Genomic DNA, 22819 nt, shown 5'->3' with positions numbered 1-22819 from the left:
CAGTTTGTATGTTGATTTTTCAGACGGCCTTGGGCATTTTCAGCTTGAGGCCGTCTGAAACTTTATGAGCTTTACGATGAAGATTCCTTTTCTTGCGCCACGGGATTATCGGTTCCCCGACCCGTCTTACGCTTTGGCAGAATGCGACGGCTTGGTCGGCGTCAGCGGCGATTTGGATACGGGACGGCTGTTGTCGGCGTATGGGCAGGGAATTTTTCCGTGGTTTAGCCGCGACGGTTGGTTTTTCTGGTATGCGGTTGCGCCACGAGCCGTGATTGTGCCGGAAAACCTGCATATCGGCCGCTCTTTGGCAAAAACCTTGCGCCACAAGCCGTATCGGGTAACGGTCAACCGCTGTTTTGAAAAAGTGATTGCCCATTGCGCCAATGTACCGCGTCCGGAACAGGACGGAACGTGGATAGAACCTGCGTTTCAGACGGCCTATTTGAAGCTGCACCATCAGGGGCATGCGCATTCGTTTGAATGCTGGCTACCTGATGAACAAGGCGAAATGCAGTTGGCAGGCGGGTTTTACGGCGTGCAAATCGGCTGCGTGTTTTATGGCGAGTCGATGTTTGCTTTGCGTCCCGATGCGTCAAAGATTGCGTTTGTCTGCGCCGTCCCGTTTTTGGAGGATTTGGGCGTTGCGCTGATAGACTGTCAGCAGGATACCGAACATATGCGCCGTTTCGGTTCGCAGTTGATGGATTTTGCCGACTTTCAGACGGCCTTGAAGGATTTGAACGCGAAACCGTTAAAGCGGAATATCGAATGCGGCGTGGTGGCTGAAAATCTTCTGCAAAAGATTGGCGGCGAAGATTGATTTATCGGCACGGCGTGTCGGCGGAATCGACAGTCTGTATATTGTGATTGGGAAATTAGTTAGAAAATAAATGCTATTCAATTCACTTGAACAGGCCGTCTGAAAATCTTGGCTTAGCCAAAATCCGTCCGTGTAACGCTTGGCGCTAATCATGTTAATAGCTGACGAAATCGCTTTTACATGGCAAAATAACGAGTTAAATATTTGTAATAGGGTGGCCTGAATAGGTTTCAGACGGCCCTGATCTCTTGAAGGAATCAACATGTCTTTGCAAAACATCATTGAAACGGCTTTTGAAAATCGTGCCGAAATCAATCCGAATACCGTTACCTCCGAAGTGCGTGAAGCGGTTTTGGAAACCATCCGCCAACTCGACTCCGGCAAACTGCGCGTTGCCGAGCGTTTGGGTGTGGGCGAATGGAAAGTCAACGAATGGGCGAAAAAAGCCGTATTGCTGTCTTTCCGCATTCAGGACAATGAAATCCTCAACGACGGTGTGAACAAATACTTCGACAAAGTGCCGACTAAATTTGCCGATTGGTCTGAAGACGAATTCCGCAGCGCAGGTTTTCGCGCAGTTCCGGGTGCGGTTGCCCGCCGCGGCAGCTTTGTGGCGAAAAATGTCGTGTTGATGCCTTCTTATGTCAATATCGGCGCATACGTTGACGAAGGTGCGATGGTCGATACTTGGGCGACTGTCGGCTCTTGCGCGCAAATCGGTAAAAACGTTCACTTGAGCGGCGGCGTCGGCATCGGCGGCGTACTCGAGCCTCTGCAAGCCAGCCCGACCATTATTGAAGACAACTGCTTTATCGGTGCGCGTTCTGAAATCGTCGAAGGCGTAATTGTCGAAGAAGGCAGTGTGATTTCTATGGGCGTGTTCATCGGTCAATCTACTAAAATCTTTGACCGTACTACCGGCGAAATCTATCAAGGCCGCGTACCGGCTGGTTCGGTTGTCGTATCCGGCAGCATGCCTTCCAAAGACGGCAGCCACAGCCTCTACTGCGCGGTTATCGTTAAACGCGTGGACGCGCAAACCCGTGCGAAAACCAGCGTGAACGAATTGTTGCGCGGTATCTAATCGGATAACGATGACGCCGGCCGAGGATGAGTGGCAAAGCCTGCTTTACGGTCGGGTATGAACACAAAACAGGCAGAATGTTCTGCCTGTTTTTTATGGCTGAAAGGCCGTCTGAAACGATTTCAGACGGCCTTTTGTTTTTGATGATGGGTTGTTTAAGAGTAATCGAAGGAGAGGGGGCCTTGCCTGAAATTACGCTTTCGGCCAGTCGGCGCAATAGTATTGCCAATAGACTTCGATAAAAGGAATCTCGCCGTAATCGCACAACCACGGTTTGGCGCGTGTAGTGTAGTGGATAACGGGCGGAACGGTGTCGGGTTTGGGGAATACTTCGCCGAGGTTTCGTTTTTGGAAATATTTGACTGCGCCGGTTTGGAAGTTCCAAGACTCGTTCAATTCCAGCCAGCTGTTTCGGAAGACGGTATTTAAGAAACATTGGTCGCCATAGGGTACGGCTTCGTTGAGACAGGCGGCGGTTTTTAGCAGTTACTCCGCGATATTGTGTTCCCGCCATTGCACCAAGTCGGCCAGCAACATGCCTGAATTGAAATAGGGTGTGGTGTGCAGGTCGATAGGGTGTTTCCACTCGATGCGCGCCAAAACGGAATCTTGTACCGCCGCAACGGGATAACCGCGCATATCGAGGTTGAACAAATCATGCAGGGATTGGGTCACCACCATATCGCTGTCGAGATACGGGCGCGGTCGACAGGCAGTGCTGCATCACCAGGCGGAAAAATGCGGCATCCGAAATATGGGATAAGCGGCGATATTGGCTGAAGTCGACTTCGATTTTGACATCATTCAGGCGGTTGCCGCTGGCCGCGAGCTTTTGGTTGGTATAGTCGATCCATTCCCGCCTGAAGGTATTGTGCATGAGGTAGAAATCGACATTTGTGTTGTGGGTACAGATGGATTTCATCAGGGTATGAACCTGCTCGGCATAGCCGGTATCGGCGGCAAGGACGATGGTGATGTTGCTCATTGCTTAAATTCCCTTTATTTGCAATGTCTTAAATTTTGTTAGTTATCTTCTTGGTCTTGTGCGGTCGGTAAGGCGGCTTGGTCTTCGTTTTCCAATACGGCTTTTTCTACTAAATCGCGTTGCAGCTGTTTGCCGGCTTTGATGCCCAATTTGCGCAGTTTTTCGGTGCTGCTGATGAGGTTGCCCCTGCCGGAAACCAAGCGGCCATAGGCCGTCTGAAACTGGGATTGAGCCTGACCGAGTGCTTTATTGATGCCGTCCATGCTTTCGACAAAGCCGACAAATTTGTCATAGAGTTTGCTGCCTGCCTCGGCAATTGCCAGCGCGTTTTGGTTTTGCTGCTCGTTGCGCCAGATGTTGGCAACGGTGCGCAACGTGGCGAGCAGGGTGCTGGGGCCGGTCAGCATGATGCGTTTGTCGAAACACTCTTGGAATAGGTTCGGATCGTGTTGCAGGGCGAGGAGGTAGGCCGGTTCGACAGGGACGAACATAAAGACGAAGTCCAACGTTTTGACGCCCTCAAGGTCGGTGTAATCTTTCGCAGCCAAGCTTTTGATGTGGGCGCGGATGCTGGCGACGTGGTTGGCAAGCTCGCGCTCTGCTTCTGCGCCGGTGCTTTGCGTATAGCGGATGTAGGCGGTCAGCGATACTTTGGAGTCGATGACGATTTGTTTGTTGTCGGGCAGATTGATGAGGACATCTGGCTGGAGGCGGCGCTGAGTGCCGTCTGCTTCGTGGCGGACGCTGGAAGCTTGGACGATGTATTCGCGGCCTTTTTGCAGGCCGGAATTTTCCAATACGCTTTCTAAAATCATCTCGCCCCAGTTGCCTTGGGTTTTGTTTTGCGTGCCGGTCAGCGCAGTGGTCAGCGCTTTGGCATCGTGGTGGAGTTGGGTGTTGAGGGTTTGCAGGCGTTTGAGCTCGTTTTCGATGGTCAGGCGTTCTTTGGCTTCTTTTTCATAAGTCTGCTGAACCAGCTCGCTGAAGCCGTGTATGCGTTCGTTGAGCGGATTGAGCAGTTGCTGGAGATGGTCGTGGTTTTGTTCGGTAAAGCGGCGGCTTTTCTCTTCCAGAATAGTGTTGGCGAGGTTTTGGAACTGGTCGCTCAGGTTTTTACGCGCATCTGCCAGCAGGGCCAGCTTTTCTTCGGCAGCCTGACGGTCTTTTTCCGATTGGGTGTTGAGGCGCTCGTTTTGGACTTGAAGCGCGTGGTTTTGCTCCAAAAGGGCGGCGTATTCTTGTTTCAGACGGCCTTTTTCGGCTTCCTGTTGCTGTAAAAGGCTGTTTTTGTCGTCGATATTGGCTTTTTCTTGGGTCAGTTGTGTGGAGAGGCGTTCGTTTTGGACTTGCAGCGCATGGTTTTGCTCCAACAGCGTGTCGTAGTCTTGTTTCAGACGGCCTTTTTCCGTTTCTTGTTGTTGCAAAAGCGTATTTTTATCCGCACTCAATGCCTGTTCTTGAATCAGTTGCGTGTTGAGGCGCTCGTTGTTGATTTGCAGATTTTGCGCGCTTTGCTGCCATTTTGCACATTCGTGTTTTAAAGCTTCGGCTTCGGCCTCGCAATCTTGCAGATAGGCAATCTGTTTTTCGGCTGCAGCAAAGCGGTTGCCTGTCTCCTGCAATTCGTCTTGCAATTCCTGCACGGTATGGCGGCTTTGCGCCAAATCCGCCGCAGTTTGAGCCTGAACCTGTTCGGCAAACTCATGCAGGCGGCGGCTTTCGGCCAATTCTTGCAAAACAATAAAGTGTCGGCTTTGGGCTTGGTAGCGTGTTATCAGCCAAGCAAACAGCGCGCCGATAAAAAATGCGGCCGCGCCGGTCAGGATTAGGATGTTGTTCATGCTGGAAATAGTCAATACGCAGAATGTTTCACTATATCATATATTTGCGGCGCATTTTATGGTCGGATATGCGCTAGAAACGCGTATTTTCTTTAAAATAAGCTATTAAAGGTATTGATTTTGACTAAGTGAAGAGTTGGGCTGTAAAAAAAGATAAATTTGTAACATTTTGAATTTAAAAATATATTCAATTTAGAGTGCGATTTTGCAACAAAAAAGGAGGGATTTTATGGGTGCGGCAAGGTACGTTTGTAGTGTGTATGTAATTAAGACATCGGTGTCATTGAAAAAGACATCGGTGTCATTTTCAAAACAAAATATAAATTAACTAAAAATTCATTATGTATGTTTTTAGTATTTCATCTTTACAGAAAAGTTGTATTAATTAACGATTAATACGGTATGATTCGTCCTGTCGGCAGCGCAGATGCCGGCGAAAAAATGTGTATGTTATTAAATAACATTTTGTATCTATGAAAAAGGACTACTTAAAATGGGACATTTAATAACGCTTGCCGCCGCTTCTTTAATCGGCATGTCGGGGATGCCGGCCTCCGCCCTCGGCGTCGCCTACAATATTGAAACGGTAGTACACAAATAATTCAATCATAAACGAATTAATTACAATGCTTCAGGAAACGCAACTTAGGCCGTTTTTCGGCCGACAGACAAGAAAGTGAGACAAACAATGAAAACTTTAATCAAACTGGCAGCTGCCTCTTTAATCGGTATGTCCGGCCTGACCGTCGGTGCAACCAATATCGCCCACAATATGGCTGATGCCGACAAATAAAAAAATACACAACACACCCTTAAATACACAGAAAAGAGTTAAAATGAAAACATTAATCAAATTGGCTGCGGCTTCTTTGATCGGTATGTCCGGTTTGACAGTTGGCGCAACCAAAATCGCAAAAAATATGGCAGAAGCTGCCAATAAATAAACGCAAGTGAAATTAAGCTTGTTTTGGTGATAAAAAAGGCCGTCTGAACATTCAGACGGCCTTTGTATTTGATGGCAAACCGTTTTATTTGCCGATACAGAAGCGCGAGAAAATCACGCCCAGCAAATCGTCGGCGGTAAATTCGCCGGTGATTTCGCTACATGCGTTTTGGGCGAGGCGCAGGTGTTCGGCGAAAAGCTCGATTTGGTTGTTGTTGCAGAGGGCGGCGTTTTCCAGCTCGGCTTCGGCTTCGTGCAAGGCGTTGAGGTGGCGGCTGCGGGCGAGGAACAGGCTTTCGCTTTCGCCCTGCCAGCCGACTTCCTGCAACAGCGCGTGTTTGAGCAAGTCGAGACCCGCGCCGGTTTTGGCGGACAGGCTGATGACGGTGTCCGCGCCGGTTTGCGCGAGGCTGTCTGAACGGACGGCGACGGGTTCGCCGGTCAGGTCGGCTTTGTTGTGGATTTCGATTTTTTTCAAACCTGCGGGCAGGCTGTTCAAAATGGCTTGGGTTTTGGCGTTCACACCTTCGCGCGGGTCAATCAGAATCAGGGCGACATCGGCTTCGGAGACGGCTTTGCGGCTGCGTTCGATGCCGATTTGTTCGACCACGTCGTCGGTTTCGCGCAGGCCGGCGGTGTCGATGATGTGGACGGGCACGCCGTCGAGGGTGATTTGTTCGCGCACGGTGTCGCGGGTGGTGCCGGCGATGTCGGTTACGATGGCGATGTCGTCGCCCGCCAAGGCGTTGAGCAGGCTGGATTTGCCGACGTTGGGTGCGCCGACGAGGACGACGTTCATGCCTTCGCGCAAAATCGCGCCTTGTTCCGCGCTGGCGAGGACGGTTTTCAGACGACCTTGCAGGGCTTGGAGCTTGCCGCGCGCATCGGCGGCTTCGAGAAAGTCGATGTCTTCTTCGGGGAAGTCCAGCGTGGCTTCGACCAACATACGCAGGGTGATAAGGTCGTCCACCAGCTCGTGTATGTGTTGGGAAAACGCGCCTTTGAGCGAACGCAACGCCATGCGCGCGGCGGATTTGCTGGAGGCGTCGATGAGGTCGGCGACGCTTTCGGCTTGGGCAAGGTCGAGTTTGTTGTTGAGGAAGGCGCGTTTGGTAAATTCGCCCGGTTCCGCCATGCGCGCGCCCAGTTCGAGGCAGCGCGAGAGCAGCATGTCCATCACGACGGGGCCGCCGTGCCCCTGCAATTCAATCACGTCTTCGCCGGTAAAGCTGGCGGGCGCGGCGAAGTAGAGCAGGATGCCGTTGTCTATCGGCTGCCCGTCGCCGCCGAGAAAGTCGGTGTAAAGCGCGGTGCGCGGTTTGGGCGTTTTGCCGCCGCTAAGGGTTTGCGCCAAAGACAGCAGGTTTTTGCCGGAAAGACGGATCACGCCGACGCCGCCGCGTCCGGGTGCGGTGGCGATGGCGGCGATGGTGGGTTGGGTTGCGGACATGAGAACTCGCGTATAGGTAAATTTAATGTGCGTATTATAGCAAAAGGCCGTCTGAAACTTTGGGTTTCAGACGGCCTTTGAATTGAGACGGTTAAACAGCGGCGACGGTAAAACGTTCAAACAAATGCGCTTTGTTTTCCACATCGTCGGCGATGGCGACTGCCAAATCGGCCACGCTGATGCCTGCCGGAATTTCACCGTCCATCAGCAAATCGTCTTTGCCCAAGCGGTATTTGCCGGTTTTGTCTTCGCTGAAACCGCCGTCCGCACCCAGTCGTGCCGGAGGGGAAACGAAAGACCAATTCACATCGCGGCGCGGCAGGAGTTCTGCCAAGAGATAGCGTGCGGCATTGGCGCCGTCGAAAATTTCTTTCGGGAAGTCAGGCGTATCGATAACTTGCAAACCGGGTGCCACATACAGGCTACCCGCGCCGCCGACGACCAACAAATAAGGCACTTGCGCTGCTTTTACCGCTTCGACGATGCTGTTTGCGCCGCGTGTGAAATCTGCGCCGATGTTGGGATTGGTCCAGCCCGGGTTGAACGCGCTGACCACGGCATCAAGACCGGCCAGTTTGTCGGCAAAATCTGCTGCGTTGACATCTGCGGAGACAGCGGCAACATTTTGCGCTTGGAACACTTTGTCTGTGTTGCGGGCGAAAGCGGTCACTTCATGACCGCGGCCTGCCAATTCTTGAACGACTGCGTTGCCGACATAACCTGTTGCACCGATAACTGCGATTTTCATGTTTGACTCCTTGTTGGGATGTGATTGATTAGATGAACGCATTGTAAGGTCGTCTGAAACGCTTGATAATCCCTGATTTACTGTTATGATTGTGAAGTTTAACTAAACAATCAAAATAGAAGGCCGTCTGAAAGCGTTTGGACTTCGTTAAAACCAAACTTTCAGATGGCCTCATCATAGAAGAATGCAAGACATCAAACCCCTGCTCGTTTTCGTCGCCGTCCTCGAACACGGCAGCATGAACGCCGCTGCGGCCGCGCTGGGCATGACTCCGTCGGCGGTCAGCCAGCACATCAACCGCCTTGAGACCCTGCACGGCATCAAGCTGTTAAACCGCAGCACGCGCAGCCTTGCGCCTACCGATGCCGGCCGCGCCTTGGGCGAATACTGCCGCCGCTTAGCCGCCACGCTTGCCGATACGCGTACCGTTATCGACAATCTGAAAACAGAACCCGTCGGCGAATTGCGGATTTCCTTGACTTCCACGGTCATCGAATCCCGCGCTTTTCAGACGGCATTTTCAAGATTGCAAACCGAGTTTCCCAAAATCCGCCCCATCCTTAATTTCAGTGATACCTTGGACGACCTGCAACATAATCAGACCGACATCGCCATACGCGGCGGCGACCGGGCTTTGGACGATCCCAACTTGGTTGCGCGCCATCTCGTGACGTGGCCGTATATGATTTGTGCCGCGCCCGATTATCTCGATCGCCATCCGACCATTACCCATCCCTCTCAGCTTTATGCGCACCGCTGGCTGCATTTTTTACCTGTACGCACCACCTTGCAAAATGGTGAAGAAAGCTATTTCCTCGATGTCGCCGACAGCATTGCCTGCACGCATCTTGCCGCTGTCCGCAGCCTGACCGAACGCGGCTTCGGTTTGTCTTTGCAAGTGGGCGGCGAAGTGAGGGAGAAAATTGCACAAGGCCGTCTGAAAGTGGTTTTACCTGAATGGACATTGCCGCCGGTCAGCCTTTATTTGGTGACGCCTTATCGTGTGCAGTCTGCCAAAACCGAGGCTGCCGTGCGCATTTTTACCGAGAGTTTTGCCAAGGAAGGGGATTTATGAACGCGGAAAATTGGAGCGTTTACCTGATTTTGTGCGAAAACGGCGCGTTTTATTGCGGCATCAGCAACCGTCCGCAAGAGCGATTTGCGGTGCATTTGTCAGGAAAAGGCGCGAAATACACGCGTTTGAACAAGCCTGTCGAGATGCGCATCGTTTCAGACGGCCTGAACAAAAGTGAAGCGCTGAAACGGGAAATCGGCATTAAGAAATTGACGGCAGAGCAGAAGCGGGGATTGTGGGCTGAAGCTGAAACATTGGCAAAAGGTTAATGACGGCAATGGATTAAATTGTAGTCGGGATATGGATAACTACATAAACAAGTAAGCCTGCTGGTGTCTTTTGCATAGCCAAGCGGCAAATGTTTATTAACATGATTCAAAAAGGCCGTCTGAAACCTGATTGGAGTTCAGACGGCCTTTTTAGGATAAAAGTCGGTTTAATGCTTATGATATTATCTGGAAAGTTTGTAAAAAGTTGAATTTAAAAAGAAACATTAAAAGCCAAGAGTATAACTGATTGAACAATAAAATGAAAATTATCACGCCAAATGACAAATGGGCGTAGATTTCTATCTGAGTAGAGGTGTGGTGTCAATATGTTTTTCCTGTTTTTGTGACAAAATCTGATTTATGCCAATATTTATTATAGTCTAAGTCGAATGGATTAGTTTCTATGCTAGAATTTTTAAGCTGTTTATATAAAACAGTGATTTAAACTAAAACTAAGGAAAGACAGAACATGAACAAATTACTGATTGCCGTAATGATGATGGCTGGTTTGACAGCTTGTTCCCAAGAGGCTAAACAGGAGACTCAAGAGGCTGCTCAAGCCGTTGCATCTGAAGTGAAAAACGAAGCCGCTTCTGCTGCCGATGCGACTGCATCTGCCGCTCAAGAGGCCGCCGATAAGGTTGAAGCTGCCGCCAGCAAAGCAGAGGAAGCCGCTAAACCTGAAGAAGCTGCCAAGCCTGAAGAAAAAACCGAAGCGCCTGCCGCTGACGCTAAACCTGCAGAATCCGCCAAAGTGGACGGCAAAGCTGTTTACGAAGCGAACTGTAAAACATGTCACGGCGGCTTGATTCCCGGCGCTCCTGCCGTAGGTAAAAAAGAAGACTGGGCGCCTCGCATCAAACAAGGCCAAGACACTCTGCACAAACACGCAATCGAAGGCTTCCAAGCCATGCCAGCCAAAGGCGGCAACGGCAGCCTGAGCGACGATGAAGTGAAAGCCGCAGTTGACTACATGGCCAACGAATCCGGCGCTAAATTTTAAACTGCACCGATTGAAACGCACCTTGCCACAAGGTGCGTTTTTTATGGGCAGGCGGATGAAAGTTGAAATAGGGCCGATAAACGGGCAAAGGCCGTCTGAAACATTTTATTTTGAAGCGCAATCGGCTAAAATCAGGCGAATTATTTTATGCAGGAGCAAACCATGAGCAATCAACACGACAACGTAGATGCCGGCGAAATCGCCAAGTTCAGCCAAATCGCCGACAAATGGTGGGATAAAAACGGCGAATTTAAGCCCCTGCATGACATCAACCCCTTGCGCCTCGACTATATCGACGGCTATGCCGGATTGGCGGGCAAACGTGTGTTGGATGTAGGCTGCGGCGGCGGGATTTTGTCGGAAAGCATGGCCAAACGCGGCGCAGAACACGTGACCGGCATCGATATGGCGGAAAAATCCCTGCAAACCGCCGCTGCCCATGCGGCCAGCCAACATGTTGCCAATATTGATTACCGCTGCATCCGCGTCGAAGACCTAGCCGCCGAGCAGCCGCACAGCTTTGACGTGGTAACGTGTATGGAAATGATGGAACACGTTCCCGATCCGTCCGCCATCGTTCAAGCCTGCGCGAAACTGGTCAAACCCGACGGCATGGTGTTTTTCTCCACCATCAACCGCAATCCCAAATCTTATCTGCATCTGATTGTCGGCGCGGAATATCTGTTGAAATTCGTCCCCAAAGGCACGCACGACTGGAAAAAATTTATCACGCCGGCAGAACTCGCTCGCATGTGCCGCCAAGCCGGATTGGATACCGTCGGCAGCAAGGGCATGACCTACAATTTGTTGAGCGGCCGTTATTCTTTGTGCGACTCGACCGAGGTCAACTATATGGTTGCCTGCCGTCCGGCGTAAGGTTCAACTGATAAAACACACGGACTTGCCCTATATTTGAAACGATATGTCGAAAGCAGCTCGATACAAATATCGGTAAGGTAAATCAGGCCGTCTGAAAAGAAAAAAGGCATGTGCGATACATGCCTTTTTTGTATGTGGGTTGTACTCGTTATTTCGTCCAAGACGAATACGGATGTTTGCTCAAATACGCATTGGTGAATTTACCGTCTGCCGTGATTTCCTTGCCCAGCCAAGACGGTTTGGGAAACTCGGTATCTTCAGACGGCAATTCGATTTCCGCCACAATCAATGGCGCATTGTCGCCTAAATATTCGTCGATTTCATACACAAAGCCTTCAAATTCGACCCGATAGCGGTATTTTTCCATTTTAAACGGGCACATATCCGCCATCATCGCTTGCGCGTGAGCCAGCGGAATTTCGTATTCAAACTCGCTGCGCGTCATGTCGGAAATATAGCCTTTCAGGGTCAGCCATGCTTGCGAACCGATAATCCGCACGCGGATGGTGCGCTCTTTTTCCACGCTCAAATAGCCCTGTTGCAACACCAGCGGCTCGCTTGCCGCTTCACGCCAACTGTCATCCGCCAGCAAAAAGCGGCGTTCGATTTCGACCGTCATGAATTCTTTCCTTATTTACCAAACAGGCCGTCTGAAGATTAAAACGGCTTGAAAACCACCATATAAAGCGCGGCCATCATCATCAATACAGGGAGTTCGTTGAATACCCGATACCAGCGGTGCGAATACATATTGCTGCCGTTTTGAAAACGGCGCAGCAGCAGGCCGCAATAAAGCTGATAAGCCAAGAGCAGCAGGCCGCACAATAATTTAACCGCCAGCCAGCCGTTGCCCCACCAATTGTTTACAAACCCGATGGCCGCGCCGAATATCAGCGTTCCCCAGCCCAAAGGCGACATAAAGCGGTACAGCCGCCGCGACATATCCGTCAGCCGTATATATTCCACGCTGCCAGGCTCTAATTGCGCCAGATTCACATAAATCCGCGGCAGATAAAACAGTCCGGCAAACCAAGAAATCACAAAAAACACATGCAGTAGCTTAAACCACAAATACATTTCAGACGGCCTCAAAACCTAAAACCATTATTTTATCCGCAATACGGCCCGAGCCAAAACAAAATAGTCAAAACAATCCGATTTAGTGCGTCGCAACAATGTGTTGCAGGCACAAATTTACCCAAAAGCCAAATTGTAAATTTCGCAACAATATGCAAGTTGGGATATGCACAATGCAAAAAACTTGTTAGAATCCTATGCTATTTAATTATAAAAACATTATGGACGGAAAACATGAAACAATTCGAAATCAGCAACAGCGTCAGGAAAGAGCTTAGCAACTACCTGAATACGCACAATCTAAACCTCAAAGCCGCCATGGATAATGAAACAACCAATGGCGAAGTCGCGGCCATCGTTCACGCAGGATTGCCGGCGATGATTCGGAAAATCTATTCTTTGGAAAAAATGAAAACCTTTTTCTGGACGAAAAAAGATTTGATGATGGAATTTATCAATATGCGTTTGGCAGCCGGCGATAAAAAAGGCAAAAACTAATTTTAGCGTTGGGCAGGGGGAGATAGGAGTTTGAAATGCGGATTTCTGTTTTCCTCGAAGTCTTGTTAGGGATAGGGTTTACTCATTGTTCCTAATAAATTTTGACAACCGAAAGGCCGTCTGAAATTCAAATGATAGGGCATGGGGAACATGCCCTGTTTTTATGGGCGGCTTGTCTGCATTGGGAAAATATTGAGCTTGGCAATCATTGCGGGGGTATCGGCGGAATAGTTTTATTTGTTTTGCTGAAAATCTTGAATTGATTATAAAAAGGCCGTCTGAAACATTTCAGACGGCCTTTAGCTTTGAATCAGCAATAAAAACGGCAGATTTTCCGATCAAGCGGCGTTGTCGAAGCCGCTGTGGCGGAGCAGGGCATCCAGGCTTGGTTCGCGGCCGCGGAAGGCTTTGAAGGATTCTGCTGCGCTGCGCGAACCGCCGACAGCCAGTATTTCTTTCCAGAAGCGGCGGCCGGTTTCGGCAACGTCGTCGCTTTCTTCAAAAGCGGCGTAAGCGTCTGCACTCAAAACTTCCGCCCATGCGTAGCTGTAATAGCCTGCGGAGTAGCCGCCGGCGAAGATGTGGCTGAAGCTCAAGGCAAAGCGGTTGTATGCCGGCGGTTGGGTCACGGCGACTTCTTGACGCACTTTGTCCAAGATTTGCGGCCATTCTTTCAGACGGCCTTCGTCTTCCTGATGGTAGATTTCCATGTCGAAGAGGGCAAATTCCATTTGACGGACGAGGAACATACCGCGTTGGAAGTTTTTAGCCGCGTGCATTTTGTCGAACAGCTCTTTCGGTAATACTGCGCCGGTTTCTTCGTGCGAGGACATTTGCGCCAATACGTCGTATTCCCAAACGAAGTTTTCCATGAATTGGCTAGGCAGCTCGACCGCGTCCCATTCGACGCCGTTGATGCCGGATACGCCCACTTCGTCAACCTGGGTCAACAAGTGGTGCAGGCCGTGGCCGGTTTCGTGGAAGAGGGTGATGATTTCGTCGTGGCTCAAACGCGCTTCTTTGTCGCCGACGGGCGGGGTGAAGTTGCAGACGAGGTAGGCGGTCGGCAGTTGCAGCGTACCGTCGGCGAAACGGCGGCGGCTTTTGTAGCCGTCCATCCATGCGCCGCCGCGTTTGCCTTCGCGTGCGTACAAGTCCATGTAAACGCCGCCGATGGTTTGGCCGTCTTGTTTCAGCTCGAAATAGCGCACGTCTTTGTGCCAAACGGGGACTGTTTTTTCAGCCAGCTCGATGCCGTAGAGTTTTTTGATTTGGGCAAACAGGCCTGCCAATACTTTGCTGATAGGGAAGTATTTTTTCACTTCGGTTTCGCTGAAGGCGTATTTGGCTTGGCGCAGTTTTTCGGCGGCGTAGCTCAAATCCCAAGATTGCGGATCTTCGATATTCAGACTCTCGCGTGCAAAGGCTTTGATTTCGGCAAAGTCTTTTTCGGCAAACGGTTTGGCGCGGCGGGCAAGGTCGTGCAGGAAGTTTAGAACCTGTTCGGGCGTATCCGCCATTTTGGTTGCCAGCGACAGCTCGGCGTAGTTTTTAAAGCTGAGCAGTTTTGCGGTTTTCAGCGCGTTTGCAAGCGTTTGTTCGACGTTGGCCGTGTTGTCGAATTTGCCTTCGTCAGACAATTCGCTGGCACGGGTAACGTAGGCGCGGTAGATTTGTTCGCGCAGTTCGCGGTTGTCGGCGTATTGGATAACGGCGAGGTAGTGCGGAATCTGCAAGCCGATTTTGTAGCCTGTTTTGCCTTCGCTTTGCGCGGCGGCGGCAAACATGGCGATGGAGTCTTCGGGGATGCCGGCAAGCGGCGCGGCATCGTCAAAGTAAATGCCGAAAGCGTCGGTCGCGTCTTGGACGTTTTGTGCGAATTTGGCACCCAGTTGCGCGCCTTCGGTTTGCAGTTGCGCCAGTTCTGCCTGCTGTTCGGGCGGTAATTCGGCACCGCTGAGGACGAAGTCGCGCAAGTCGTGGTTGAGCTTGGTTTGCTGCGCTTGGGAGAGGGTGTTGAATTCGGCAGAATTTTTGATGATTTTGAAGCGGTTGTACAACTCGATGTCTTGACCGATTTCGGTGAAGAAAATGGTGATTTCAGGCATCAATTCGTTGTATACGGCACGCAGCTCGGGCGTATCGACCACGGAGTTGAGATGGGAAACCACGCTCCAAATGCGGCCGACGCGTTCGGTAATATCGGTTAGTTTTTCGACGGTGTTGGCCCAGTCGGTATGCGTTTGCGCTTTGATGGCGGCGATTTGTTCGCGCGCTTCGGCGATGGCGGTTTGCAGGGCGGGTTTGATGTCTTCGGTTTTAATTTGGTCGAAACGGGGTTCTTCGCCCAAGTGGAGCAGGACGTTGTCGCTCATATGGTTTCTCCTGAATAAGATGGATTCAGACGGCCTTGTGGCCGTCTGAAAAGAAAACGATAGGCGTTATATGGTGGCAGACAGGCAGAATTAAAGTGTCCCGCCTGCCTGTCGGCCAATCTTATTCTGCGCCGCGCGGATTGGCGTGCAACGGTGCAGCCAGTTCGAGGCGCATCGGCGTGCCTTTCGGGGCAAATACGGCATTGGCAATATTGGTTTGCAGGGATTCGGCAAACGAGCCGCGATACACTTTTGCGCCTTGGTGGGTCAGGTTGGATTGTACGTCGACGTACACTTCTCCGCCGATTTGTCGCCAGAGGTGGCAGAAGGTGTAGTCTTCAGACAGGTAGCGCTTGCTTTCGGGATCGACCATGCAGTCGAAGAAACGGTAGTGCAGGCCTTTGTTTTCCGAGCTGTAGTCGCTGTCGGAGACGTAGTTCAACTCGGGATAGGCCTCTATCATTTTTTCAAATACGCTGCGTTTGATGACCATGAAGCCGGTTGGCGCGTCATGAACCTTCATAAAGCCTTCTTCATCGACTTTCAGGACGATTTCGCCGTTTTCATTTTTGTCGTTGGTGTTGACGGTGTAAGAAGTGTACATGCGCTCGAAATCGGCTTGGGTCATACCGGCAGGAAGGCCTGCTTGGGGCCAGTTTTCGCGTTTGAGCGGATAAACGCCGGCCACAACGTCTTTATCGGCCAAGAGCAGGCGGTAGAATGAATCGGGAGAGAAGCCGATATCGGAGTCAATCCAGAATAAATGCGTCCATTCTTTGTTTTCCAAAAATCTGGCCACGCAGTTGTTGCGCGCGCGCGTAATCAGGCTTTCGCCGCGTTGTATCATTACTTGAAGCGGCAGGCCGTGCGAGGCGTTGGTGTGGACGATGTTCAGAAGTGAGAGGGTGTAGTTGTGGAAATATTTGCCGTCATGGCTGGGGGTCATGATTACAGGGTACATTTCGGCAAGGGCTGATTCGGGCAACATGAGTTTTCCTTATTGTTGATTGTGAATTTGGGTATTGTAAGGGATTTGATAGTATATATATAAACTTGGCTATTTTAATTTATTGATTAATTGGTATTGCGTGCGCAAGAATTCGTCCAAAACCGCCTGTTGGATTTCCAAGCGTTTGGCTACGGGCGAGGCAAAGCGCACGATGATGTTGTACACCTTATCGTCATGTGGCACGCGGGATACACGCGGCTGGGCGGCGGGCGTGATAAACAATTTTTGGGTTTGCACGTTTTCCAAATGCTGCTTGATGGCAGGGACATAAGGCTCGCACAAGGGCTCAAGAACGTCTTTCAGACGGCCTATGATTTCGTCCGAATCCAAATGAATCGGCACGGGAATTTCCACCGTATGAATCACATAATCGCCCAAAATATTGTCGCGGCGCACGGTGTGGCTCAGAAGCAGGCTGTTGGGAAACGAGAGCGTTTTGCCGGAAAGCTGGCCAATCAACGGATTTGGGCCTATTTGCATCATCAGCGTGTTCAGCATATTGATATCGACCACCCGTCCGCGCAGGCTGTTGATTTCGATGTAGTCGCCGATGGAATATTGTTTAGTCACTGAGCGCAGGATGCTGCCGGACAAACACATAATCAATTCTTTGGTCGCCACCACAATTGCTGCGGCTACCGCAAACATTGACAACGCCAAAGTTTGAATCTGCGCCGCCCAAATCATCGCCAGCCCGAACAAGAGCAGCAGCATGGTAATGTTGCGGCTGACCACCAGAGAACGGCGTTTGTTTTCGATACTCAAATCCGGATGGCTGCGAAAATGCGCCGAAAGTAAGATGCTGCGCCCGGTAATAACGGCCACAATCATCACCACTGACATTAAAACCGATTTGATGATCTCTTCACTGACAGGCAAAGCGTTCAGCCATTCCTGTATGGTGTTCCACATAATACTGTTTCCTTTCCCTTTTTAGGCCGTCTGAAAACCCACGCGTTCAAAAATTTCTGCCGCACATGCTTCCGATACCGCAAACAAAGTTGCCACGCTGCCCAAAGCCCGTTGTGCTGCCACGCTCAAATCATCGCGGCACACTTCGCCCAGCCACTCAACCGGCCGCACCAGCGACATTTTTTCATCGTCCCATTGTGGACAATGCACCGCGCCGCCTGTAATCCTGCCAACCCGATAACGGCGCAAGGCAGGCGAGTAGGTCAGTACGGCATCTCCATCAGCCAATTCGTTGACAAACCGCCACATTTGAGCCGCGCCCGATTGCGCCGTTCTCAACTTCACATCCGGCACGGCCGAACGGTAAATATCGGTCAGCTCCTCACGGCCAAAACCTTTTGCCGCCGCTTCAGCCAGCATGGGCCAAGCCAACGCCGCCACGCCGCGCTCGAAAAATACGTCATAAAGCGCACCTTGCGTGCTGCGAACCATATAAAGTCTGGCTTGTTTTCCCATTGCAGTACCTGTTTGTTTGAAGAACCCATCCCTTTGTTTCCATGTTACCCGTTACGGCTGAGAGATTCGATATTTTGCATTGTCGGAAGGGTTTGAAGTTCTCGCTGAAAATAAATGAATTATAAATGAAAGGCCGTCTGAAAAAATAAAATAGGCCGATATATCAACAGATGATATATCGTAACAATATATTAATAACTGTAAAATTTTTTACGTTTATATCAAAAAAAGATAAGATAAAAAAATCAATCGAGAAAGATTGCTATTCACTGAACATTAGGAGAGAAAAAATGACCTGCAAAACCCACGAACATCATGACCACGTCCACGGCGCAAACTGCGGCCACACTGCCATCAAACACGAAGGCCACGTTGATTATCTGCACGACGGCCACCTGCACCATGAGCACAACGGTCACTACGACGAGCATGCACTGAGCGTCAATGAAACCAACCCTGACGGCTGCCATCCGGTTGACAGCTGCCACGGCCACGTTCACGGCAAAGGTTGCGGCCACGAAGCCGTACCGCACGGCGATCATGTTGACTACATCGTCAACGGCCGTCTGCATCACAAACACGGCGATCACTGCGACGACCACGGCCCTGTTGAAATCATTAAATAAAACTGTTTTTCAGACGGCCTTTAATATGGGGCATCTGTAGGAAAAAGGGGTGTATTTTCACTCCCTTTGTTTGGTTTGCCCTATATTTAAAACTGCTGCGGCTTACCGCCTCAAAAACTGTACTGAACCAATGTATTTACTGGGTGCTTGGCATTGTTTCGGCATTGTCGCTCCCCTTTGTTGTGGGCTACCTTTCCTTATTGGCCAAAGGCTTTGTGCAATAAACTTCTCAGATAATTGCTCTATTCAATAAGGCCGTCTGAAAGCCGAATATTGATTTATGTTTTAAAAGCGATTTTTAAATTAAAGGCCGTCTGAACGTGTGGTTTCAGACGGCCTTTAGTTTTACCAATTCACACGAACTGCCCTGCTGCCGAGCAATGTTTCCAGTTCGTCAAACAAGGCGGTGCTTGGCGTTACCATCCATTTGGGCGCAATTTTCAATTTGCCCGATGCTTTGCCGTTGCTGTACGACAGTTGCAGCGGAATGTGCGACGTGTCGGGCAGGCGGTGTGCGGTGAGAATGGCGGCAAGGCGTGTGATGTCGTGGCCGGGGGCGAGGGCGAGGCTGAGGCTGCGGGCGTAGCGTTCGCGCGCCATTTGCAGGGTCATGACTTGGTTTGCCATGATGCGCAGCCCGTCGCCGCCGCCGTAGTCGTCGCGGCTGACTTTGGATTCGATAATCAGCACTTGGTCGGATTTGAGGTAGTCGGCGCAGTTTTCCAGCGTCTGACCGCTGACCATGATTTCAATCTGTCCGCTCAAATCTTCGAGGCTGACGAAGGCGATTTTGCCGCGCTTGCCCATCATGGTGCGCACGGCGGTCACGAATCCGGCGAGGCGCACGCTGTCTTGCGGTTTCAGACGGCCTAATTTGGTCGGGGCGATTTGGCGGACTTCTTGGGCATACGGGCCGAACGGGTGGCCGGACAGATAAAAGCCGATGACGGTTTTTTCTTCGGCGAGTTTTTCCGATTCGCTCCACATGGGCGCGTCAACGAGTTGCACCGGTTCGATGGCGTCTTCCATCATGTCAAACAGCCCGCCCTGATTGGCGTTGGCGGCTTTTTGGTCGGCGTTGTTCATGGCGAGGTCGATGTTTGCCAAGAGCATGGCGCGGTTGGGTTCGATGCTGTCGAACGCGCCGCCGCGTATCAGGGCTTCGAGGGTGCGGCGGTTCATGTGTTCTTTGCCGACGCGCTCGCAGAAGTCCAACAGGCCGGTAAACTTGCCGCCGCTTTGCCGCGCGGCGATGATGGATTCGACGGCGGCTTCGCCCGTGCCTTTAATCGCGCCAAGTGCGTAGCGGATTTTCATGTTCGGATACGGCGTGAAGCGGTAGTCGGATTCGTTGATGTCGGGCGGCAGGAACTCGATGCCGTTGGCGCGGCAGTCGTCGTAGAAATGTTTGAGCTGGTCGGTGTTGTCCAATTCAGACGACATGGTAGCCGCCATAAATTCGGCGGGGTAGTGCGCCTTGAGCCATGCGGTCTGGTAGGAAATCAGGGCGTAGGCGGCGGCGTGGGATTTGTTGAAACCGTAGCCGGCGAATTTTTCCATGTAGTTGAAGATTTCGTCGGATTTTTCGCGCGAAATGCCTTGTTTCGCCGCGCCTTCGGCGAAGATTTCGCGGTGTTTCACCATTTCTTCGGGTTTTTTCTTACCCATGGCGCGGCGCAGTAAGTCCGCGCCGCCGAGCGAGTAGCCGCCGATAATCTGCGCCGCCTGCATCACTTGTTCCTGATACACCATAATGCCGTAGGTCGGCGCGAGGATGCCTTCGAGCAGCGGGTGGATGTATTGGAATTCCTGACCCTTCATGCGCGCGACGAAGTCGGGGATGTTGTCCATCGGGCCGGGTCGGTAGAGCGATACGAAGGCGATGAGTTCTTCAAACTTGGTGGTGTGCGCCGTTTTCAGCATTTTTTTCATGCCGGTCGACTCGAACTGGAAGACGGCGGTGGTGTTCGCATCGCGGAAGATTTGGTAGGCGGCTTGGTCGTCGAGCGGAATCTTGCCGACATCGACGATATCGCCGGTGGTATTTTTGATGTTGTTCTGCGCCATTTCGATAATGGTCAGGTTGCGCAGACCCAAAAAGTCGAATTTCACCAAACCCACGTCTTCCACGTCGCCCTTGTCGTACATGGATACGGGTGAGGCGGATTCGTCCGCCTGATACACAGGGCTGTAATCGGAAATCTTGCCCGGCGCAATCAACACGCCGCCTGCGTGCATACCTAAACCGCGCGTTAGGTCTTCCAGCTTTTTCGCCAGCGTAATCAGTTCGTCCGCTTCTTCCGCTTCGATTAATTCCTGAATTTGCGGCTCGGCCTTCATTGCATCGTCCAGACCCAGAGGTTTGTTGGCTTCCAACGGAATCAGCTTGGACAGTTTGTCGCACAGCATAAACGGCAGTTCCAGCACGCGTCCCACGTCGCGGATGACCGCTTTGGACGACATCGTGCCGAAAGTCACAATCTGGCTGACTGCTTCCGCGCCGTATTTCTCGCGCACATATTCAATCACGCGGCCGCGGTTTGCCTGACAGAAGTCCACGTCAAAGTCAGGCATGGAAACGCGTTCAGGGTTTAAGAAACGTTCAAACAGCAGCGCGTATTTGAGCGGATCAAGGTCGGTAATCTTCAATGAATACGCCACCAGCGAACCTGCACCCGAACCGCGTCCCGGCCCTACCGGACAGCCATGTGTTTTCGCCCAGTTGATAAAGTCTTGTACGATAAGGAAATAGCCGGGGAATTTCATCTGGATGATGATGTTTAACTCAAAATCCAGCCGCTCCTGATATTCCGGCATTTTCGCCGCCCGTTCCGCCTCGTCGGGATAAAGCTGAACCATGCGTTCCTGCAAACCCTCGTTGGACAGCTTCACCAGATAATCGTCCAGCGACAGGCCGTCCGGAGTAGGGAAGAGCGGCAGGAAGTTTTTGCCCAATGTGATGTGCAGATTGCAGCGCTTGGCAATTTCCACCGTGTTTTCCAAGGCTTCGGGCAAGTCGGCGAAACGTTCGGCCATGGTTTCCGGCGGAATGAAAAACTGGCTCGGCGTGAAATCGCGCGGACGTTTTTTGTCCGTCAGTACCCAGCCGCCAGCGATACACACCCGCGCCTCGTGCGCGTTGAAATCATCGCTGCTCATAAACTGTGTCGGATGCGTCGCCACCACCGGCAAACCCAGTTCCTCCGCCAGCTTCACGCTGCCGGAAACGCAAGCCTCCCATTCAGGGCGTTCTGGCAGGCGTTGCAGCTCTAAATAAAACGCATCGGGAAACCACGCCGCATACTTCAACGCCGCCGCCCGCGCCGCTTCTTCATTGCCGTTCAATAGATTCACGCCCACTTCGCCGTAATGCGCGCCACTCAAACAAATCAAGCCGCTGTTGTCGCCGTTTTCCAGCCATTCGGGATTGAGTTCCGCATGATGGATATTGCGGTCTTTTCCGACATAAGCCGCCGTCAAAAGCTCGCTCAAGCGCAGATAGCCCGCATCGTTGCGGATAATCAGCATGGCGCGAAAGGGCTTGTCGGGCGCATTTGGATTGCCTATCCATACATCCGCCGCGCCGATGGGCTTAATCCCTGCACCGCGGCAGGCTTTATAGAATTTCACCAAACCGAATTCGTTCATCAAATCGCTGATGCCCAAAGCAGGCAAACCGTATTCTTGCGCTTTGGCAATCAGTTTTTTAATCCGTACCATACCGTCGGTAATCGAAAATTCGGTATGCAGGCGCAGGGGGATGTAGGTCGGCTCGGTCATGGCAAAATCGGTGAAAAAAGAAAAACTGTATTGTAGCAGGGTTGACAAAGGCCGTCTGAAACACTCATTTCAGACGGCCTTTTATTTATTCACATTATTTCAATTTCGCTTTGAAGAACTGCTCGAATTTATCAAACGGAATTTTACCCGTGCTGTTGTCGTATAAATCCGTGTGTGTTGCACCTGGTACGATGTATAGCTCTTTATCTTTGCTACCTAATGCTTTATAAGCATCTTCACCGAAGTAACGGCTGTGAGCAATTTCACCGTGAACCACTAAAGCTGGCGATTTCAATTCTGCCGCATATTTCAAAATTGGCATATTAATCAGCGGTAACATACCCGTTACAGTCCAAGACGCATCAGGGTTTGAGTTTACGCTACGAGGGTGGTAGCCGCGTTCGGTACGGTAGAAGTTGGCGTATTCTTTAACGAATTTAGGGGTTTCCGCCGTGAAATCTTTTTTCGGATCAAGGTTGTTGGCCGGTAATAAGTCAGTATAACCGTTTTTTGATGTTTCCCAACGTGCGTTGCTCATATCCAATTTCATTTTATAACGTGCATCAGCACTTTGTGCAGGTGCGCGGTCGTATGAACCATCAGCATTCGCTTGCATTTTGATTTCATAGCCGTTTGCTGTAACACGGGTCTGATGAAAGTCAGAAAGACACGATTTTATCGGGCATTTTTAATTCTATTGTGTTGAATGACATCACCTATTAGGCAAGCTGGATGCTAAAGAAATTGACTTTAGGCCTGTAAAGTCGATGAAATTTTATATGTACAATGACGTATTATATACCCAAGAATACGCGTGAAACCGATAACTTACTGTATATTCGCGACAATTGCCTTAAGATTCTGATCACAGGACTCTATCAGTTGAAAAAAGAAATCGACGGCGTGCTTGTGGTATATTGGTTGGT

The 22819-nt window shown here is 51.0% G+C and carries 20 protein-coding genes and 1 pseudogene; 8 read left to right on the top strand and 13 right to left on the bottom strand.

Going from position 1 to position 22819, the window contains the following annotated elements; all coding sequences use genetic code 11:
- The first annotated feature begins 76 nt into the window (after window positions 1-76).
- Together aat and dapD are read left to right on the top strand one after the other, a co-directional pair.
- Window positions 77-823 (top strand): leucyl/phenylalanyl-tRNA--protein transferase, encoded by a 747-nt coding sequence (gene aat / locus ACTHTA_RS01395; RefSeq protein ID WP_308887063.1) that lies wholly within the window; start codon window positions 77-79, stop codon window positions 821-823.
- A 262-nt stretch (window positions 824-1085) separates the two neighbouring features.
- Window positions 1086-1907 carry a 2,3,4,5-tetrahydropyridine-2,6-dicarboxylate N-succinyltransferase gene (gene dapD / locus ACTHTA_RS01390; protein ID WP_107867861.1) on the top strand — a complete coding sequence of 274 codons (822 nt, stop codon included), beginning with the start codon at window positions 1086-1088 and terminating at the stop codon, window positions 1905-1907.
- Between the two features lie 192 nt (window positions 1908-2099).
- Here dapD and ACTHTA_RS01385 read toward each other — a convergent pair.
- From ACTHTA_RS01385 to ACTHTA_RS01365, 5 genes and pseudogenes are all read right to left on the bottom strand, one after another.
- Window positions 2100-2546: pseudogene (locus ACTHTA_RS01385) on the bottom strand (glycosyltransferase family 8 protein).
- 16 nt (window positions 2547-2562) lie between these two features.
- A complete protein-coding gene (locus ACTHTA_RS01380; RefSeq protein ID WP_440364152.1) occupies window positions 2563-2892 on the bottom strand; it encodes a glycosyltransferase in 330 nt (109 codons plus the stop codon).
- Window positions 2893-2930: 38 nt separating this feature from the next.
- A complete protein-coding gene (gene rmuC / locus ACTHTA_RS01375) occupies window positions 2931-4733 on the bottom strand; it encodes a DNA recombination protein RmuC (RefSeq protein WP_440364153.1) in 1803 nt (600 codons plus the stop codon).
- 1028 nt (window positions 4734-5761) lie between these two features.
- The gene (gene mnmE, locus ACTHTA_RS01370) at window positions 5762-7126 is read right to left on the bottom strand and encodes a tRNA uridine-5-carboxymethylaminomethyl(34) synthesis GTPase MnmE (RefSeq protein ID WP_440364154.1); all 1365 of its coding nucleotides are present in this window, start codon (window positions 7124-7126) and stop codon (window positions 5762-5764) included.
- Window positions 7127-7217: 91 nt separating this feature from the next.
- Window positions 7218-7874 (bottom strand): NAD(P)-dependent oxidoreductase, encoded by a 657-nt coding sequence (locus ACTHTA_RS01365; protein WP_308887075.1) that lies wholly within the window; start codon window positions 7872-7874, stop codon window positions 7218-7220.
- 184 nt (window positions 7875-8058) lie between these two features.
- Between ACTHTA_RS01365 and ACTHTA_RS01360 the strand changes: the two genes are divergently transcribed.
- The 4 genes from ACTHTA_RS01360 (at window position 8059) to ubiG (ending at window position 11097) form a co-directional block, all read left to right on the top strand.
- On the top strand, window positions 8059-8949 hold the full coding sequence (locus ACTHTA_RS01360; RefSeq protein WP_308887076.1) for a LysR family transcriptional regulator: 891 nt from the start codon (window positions 8059-8061) through the stop codon (window positions 8947-8949).
- A complete protein-coding gene (locus tag ACTHTA_RS01355; RefSeq protein ID WP_308887078.1) occupies window positions 8946-9218 on the top strand; it encodes a GIY-YIG nuclease family protein in 273 nt (90 codons plus the stop codon). The genes ACTHTA_RS01360 and ACTHTA_RS01355 overlap by 4 nt, the downstream gene beginning before the upstream one ends.
- Window positions 9219-9687: 469 nt before the next feature.
- Window positions 9688-10221, top strand: a complete 534-nt coding sequence (locus tag ACTHTA_RS01350; RefSeq protein WP_049328922.1) for a c-type cytochrome — start codon at window positions 9688-9690, stop codon at window positions 10219-10221.
- A gap of 162 nt (window positions 10222-10383) precedes the next feature.
- A complete protein-coding gene (ubiG, locus tag ACTHTA_RS01345; protein ID WP_199900968.1) occupies window positions 10384-11097 on the top strand; it encodes a bifunctional 2-polyprenyl-6-hydroxyphenol methylase/3-demethylubiquinol 3-O-methyltransferase UbiG in 714 nt (237 codons plus the stop codon).
- 151 nt (window positions 11098-11248) lie between these two features.
- Here ubiG and ACTHTA_RS01340 read toward each other — a convergent pair whose 3' ends face one another.
- On the bottom strand, window positions 11249-11719 hold the full coding sequence (locus ACTHTA_RS01340) for a CYTH domain-containing protein (protein WP_308887079.1): 471 nt from the start codon (window positions 11717-11719) through the stop codon (window positions 11249-11251).
- A 38-nt stretch (window positions 11720-11757) separates the two neighbouring features.
- Entirely contained in the window at window positions 11758-12177 is a 420-nt protein-coding gene (locus ACTHTA_RS01335) for a CopD family protein (protein WP_308887080.1), read from the bottom strand.
- Window positions 12178-12411: 234 nt separating this feature from the next.
- Between ACTHTA_RS01335 and ACTHTA_RS01330 the strand changes: the two genes are divergently transcribed.
- Complete coding sequence (locus ACTHTA_RS01330; protein WP_004520905.1) at window positions 12412-12675, top strand: hypothetical protein; 264 nt, start codon at window positions 12412-12414, stop codon at window positions 12673-12675.
- 338 nt (window positions 12676-13013) lie between these two features.
- Here ACTHTA_RS01330 and ACTHTA_RS01325 read toward each other — a convergent pair whose 3' ends face one another.
- The 4 genes from ACTHTA_RS01325 to ACTHTA_RS01310 form a co-directional block, all read right to left on the bottom strand.
- Complete coding sequence (locus ACTHTA_RS01325; protein WP_440364155.1) at window positions 13014-15050, bottom strand: M3 family metallopeptidase; 2037 nt, start codon at window positions 15048-15050, stop codon at window positions 13014-13016.
- Window positions 15051-15171: 121 nt separating this feature from the next.
- Window positions 15172-16038 (bottom strand): hypothetical protein, encoded by an 867-nt coding sequence (locus ACTHTA_RS01320; protein ID WP_440364156.1) that lies wholly within the window; start codon window positions 16036-16038, stop codon window positions 15172-15174.
- Between the two features lie 69 nt (window positions 16039-16107).
- Window positions 16108-16971, bottom strand: coding sequence for a mechanosensitive ion channel family protein (locus ACTHTA_RS01315; protein WP_308887083.1), 864 nt, complete (start codon window positions 16969-16971; stop codon window positions 16108-16110).
- 21 nt (window positions 16972-16992) lie between these two features.
- Complete coding sequence (locus ACTHTA_RS01310) at window positions 16993-17487, bottom strand: restriction endonuclease (RefSeq protein WP_003681551.1); 495 nt, start codon at window positions 17485-17487, stop codon at window positions 16993-16995.
- A 290-nt stretch (window positions 17488-17777) separates the two neighbouring features.
- Between ACTHTA_RS01310 and ACTHTA_RS01305 the strand changes: the two genes are divergently transcribed.
- Window positions 17778-18113, top strand: coding sequence for a hypothetical protein (locus ACTHTA_RS01305; RefSeq protein ID WP_308887084.1), 336 nt, complete (start codon window positions 17778-17780; stop codon window positions 18111-18113).
- Window positions 18114-18458: 345 nt separating this feature from the next.
- Here ACTHTA_RS01305 and dnaE read toward each other — a convergent pair whose 3' ends face one another.
- A complete protein-coding gene (dnaE, locus tag ACTHTA_RS01300) occupies window positions 18459-21893 on the bottom strand; it encodes a DNA polymerase III subunit alpha (RefSeq protein WP_308887085.1) in 3435 nt (1144 codons plus the stop codon).
- 94 nt (window positions 21894-21987) lie between these two features.
- Window positions 21988-22509 carry an alpha/beta hydrolase gene (locus ACTHTA_RS01295; protein ID WP_308887086.1) on the bottom strand — a complete coding sequence of 174 codons (522 nt, stop codon included), beginning with the start codon at window positions 22507-22509 and terminating at the stop codon, window positions 21988-21990.
- Window positions 22510-22819: the final 310 nt, after the last annotated feature.

This window comes from Neisseria sp. P0013.S005, assembly GCF_051958425.1.
In the GTDB taxonomy this organism is placed as follows: Bacteria; Pseudomonadota; Gammaproteobacteria; order Burkholderiales; family Neisseriaceae; genus Neisseria; species Neisseria subflava.
Note: the sequence above shows the minus strand (reverse complement) of the source record. Positions and strands in the feature narration are given on the sequence as shown.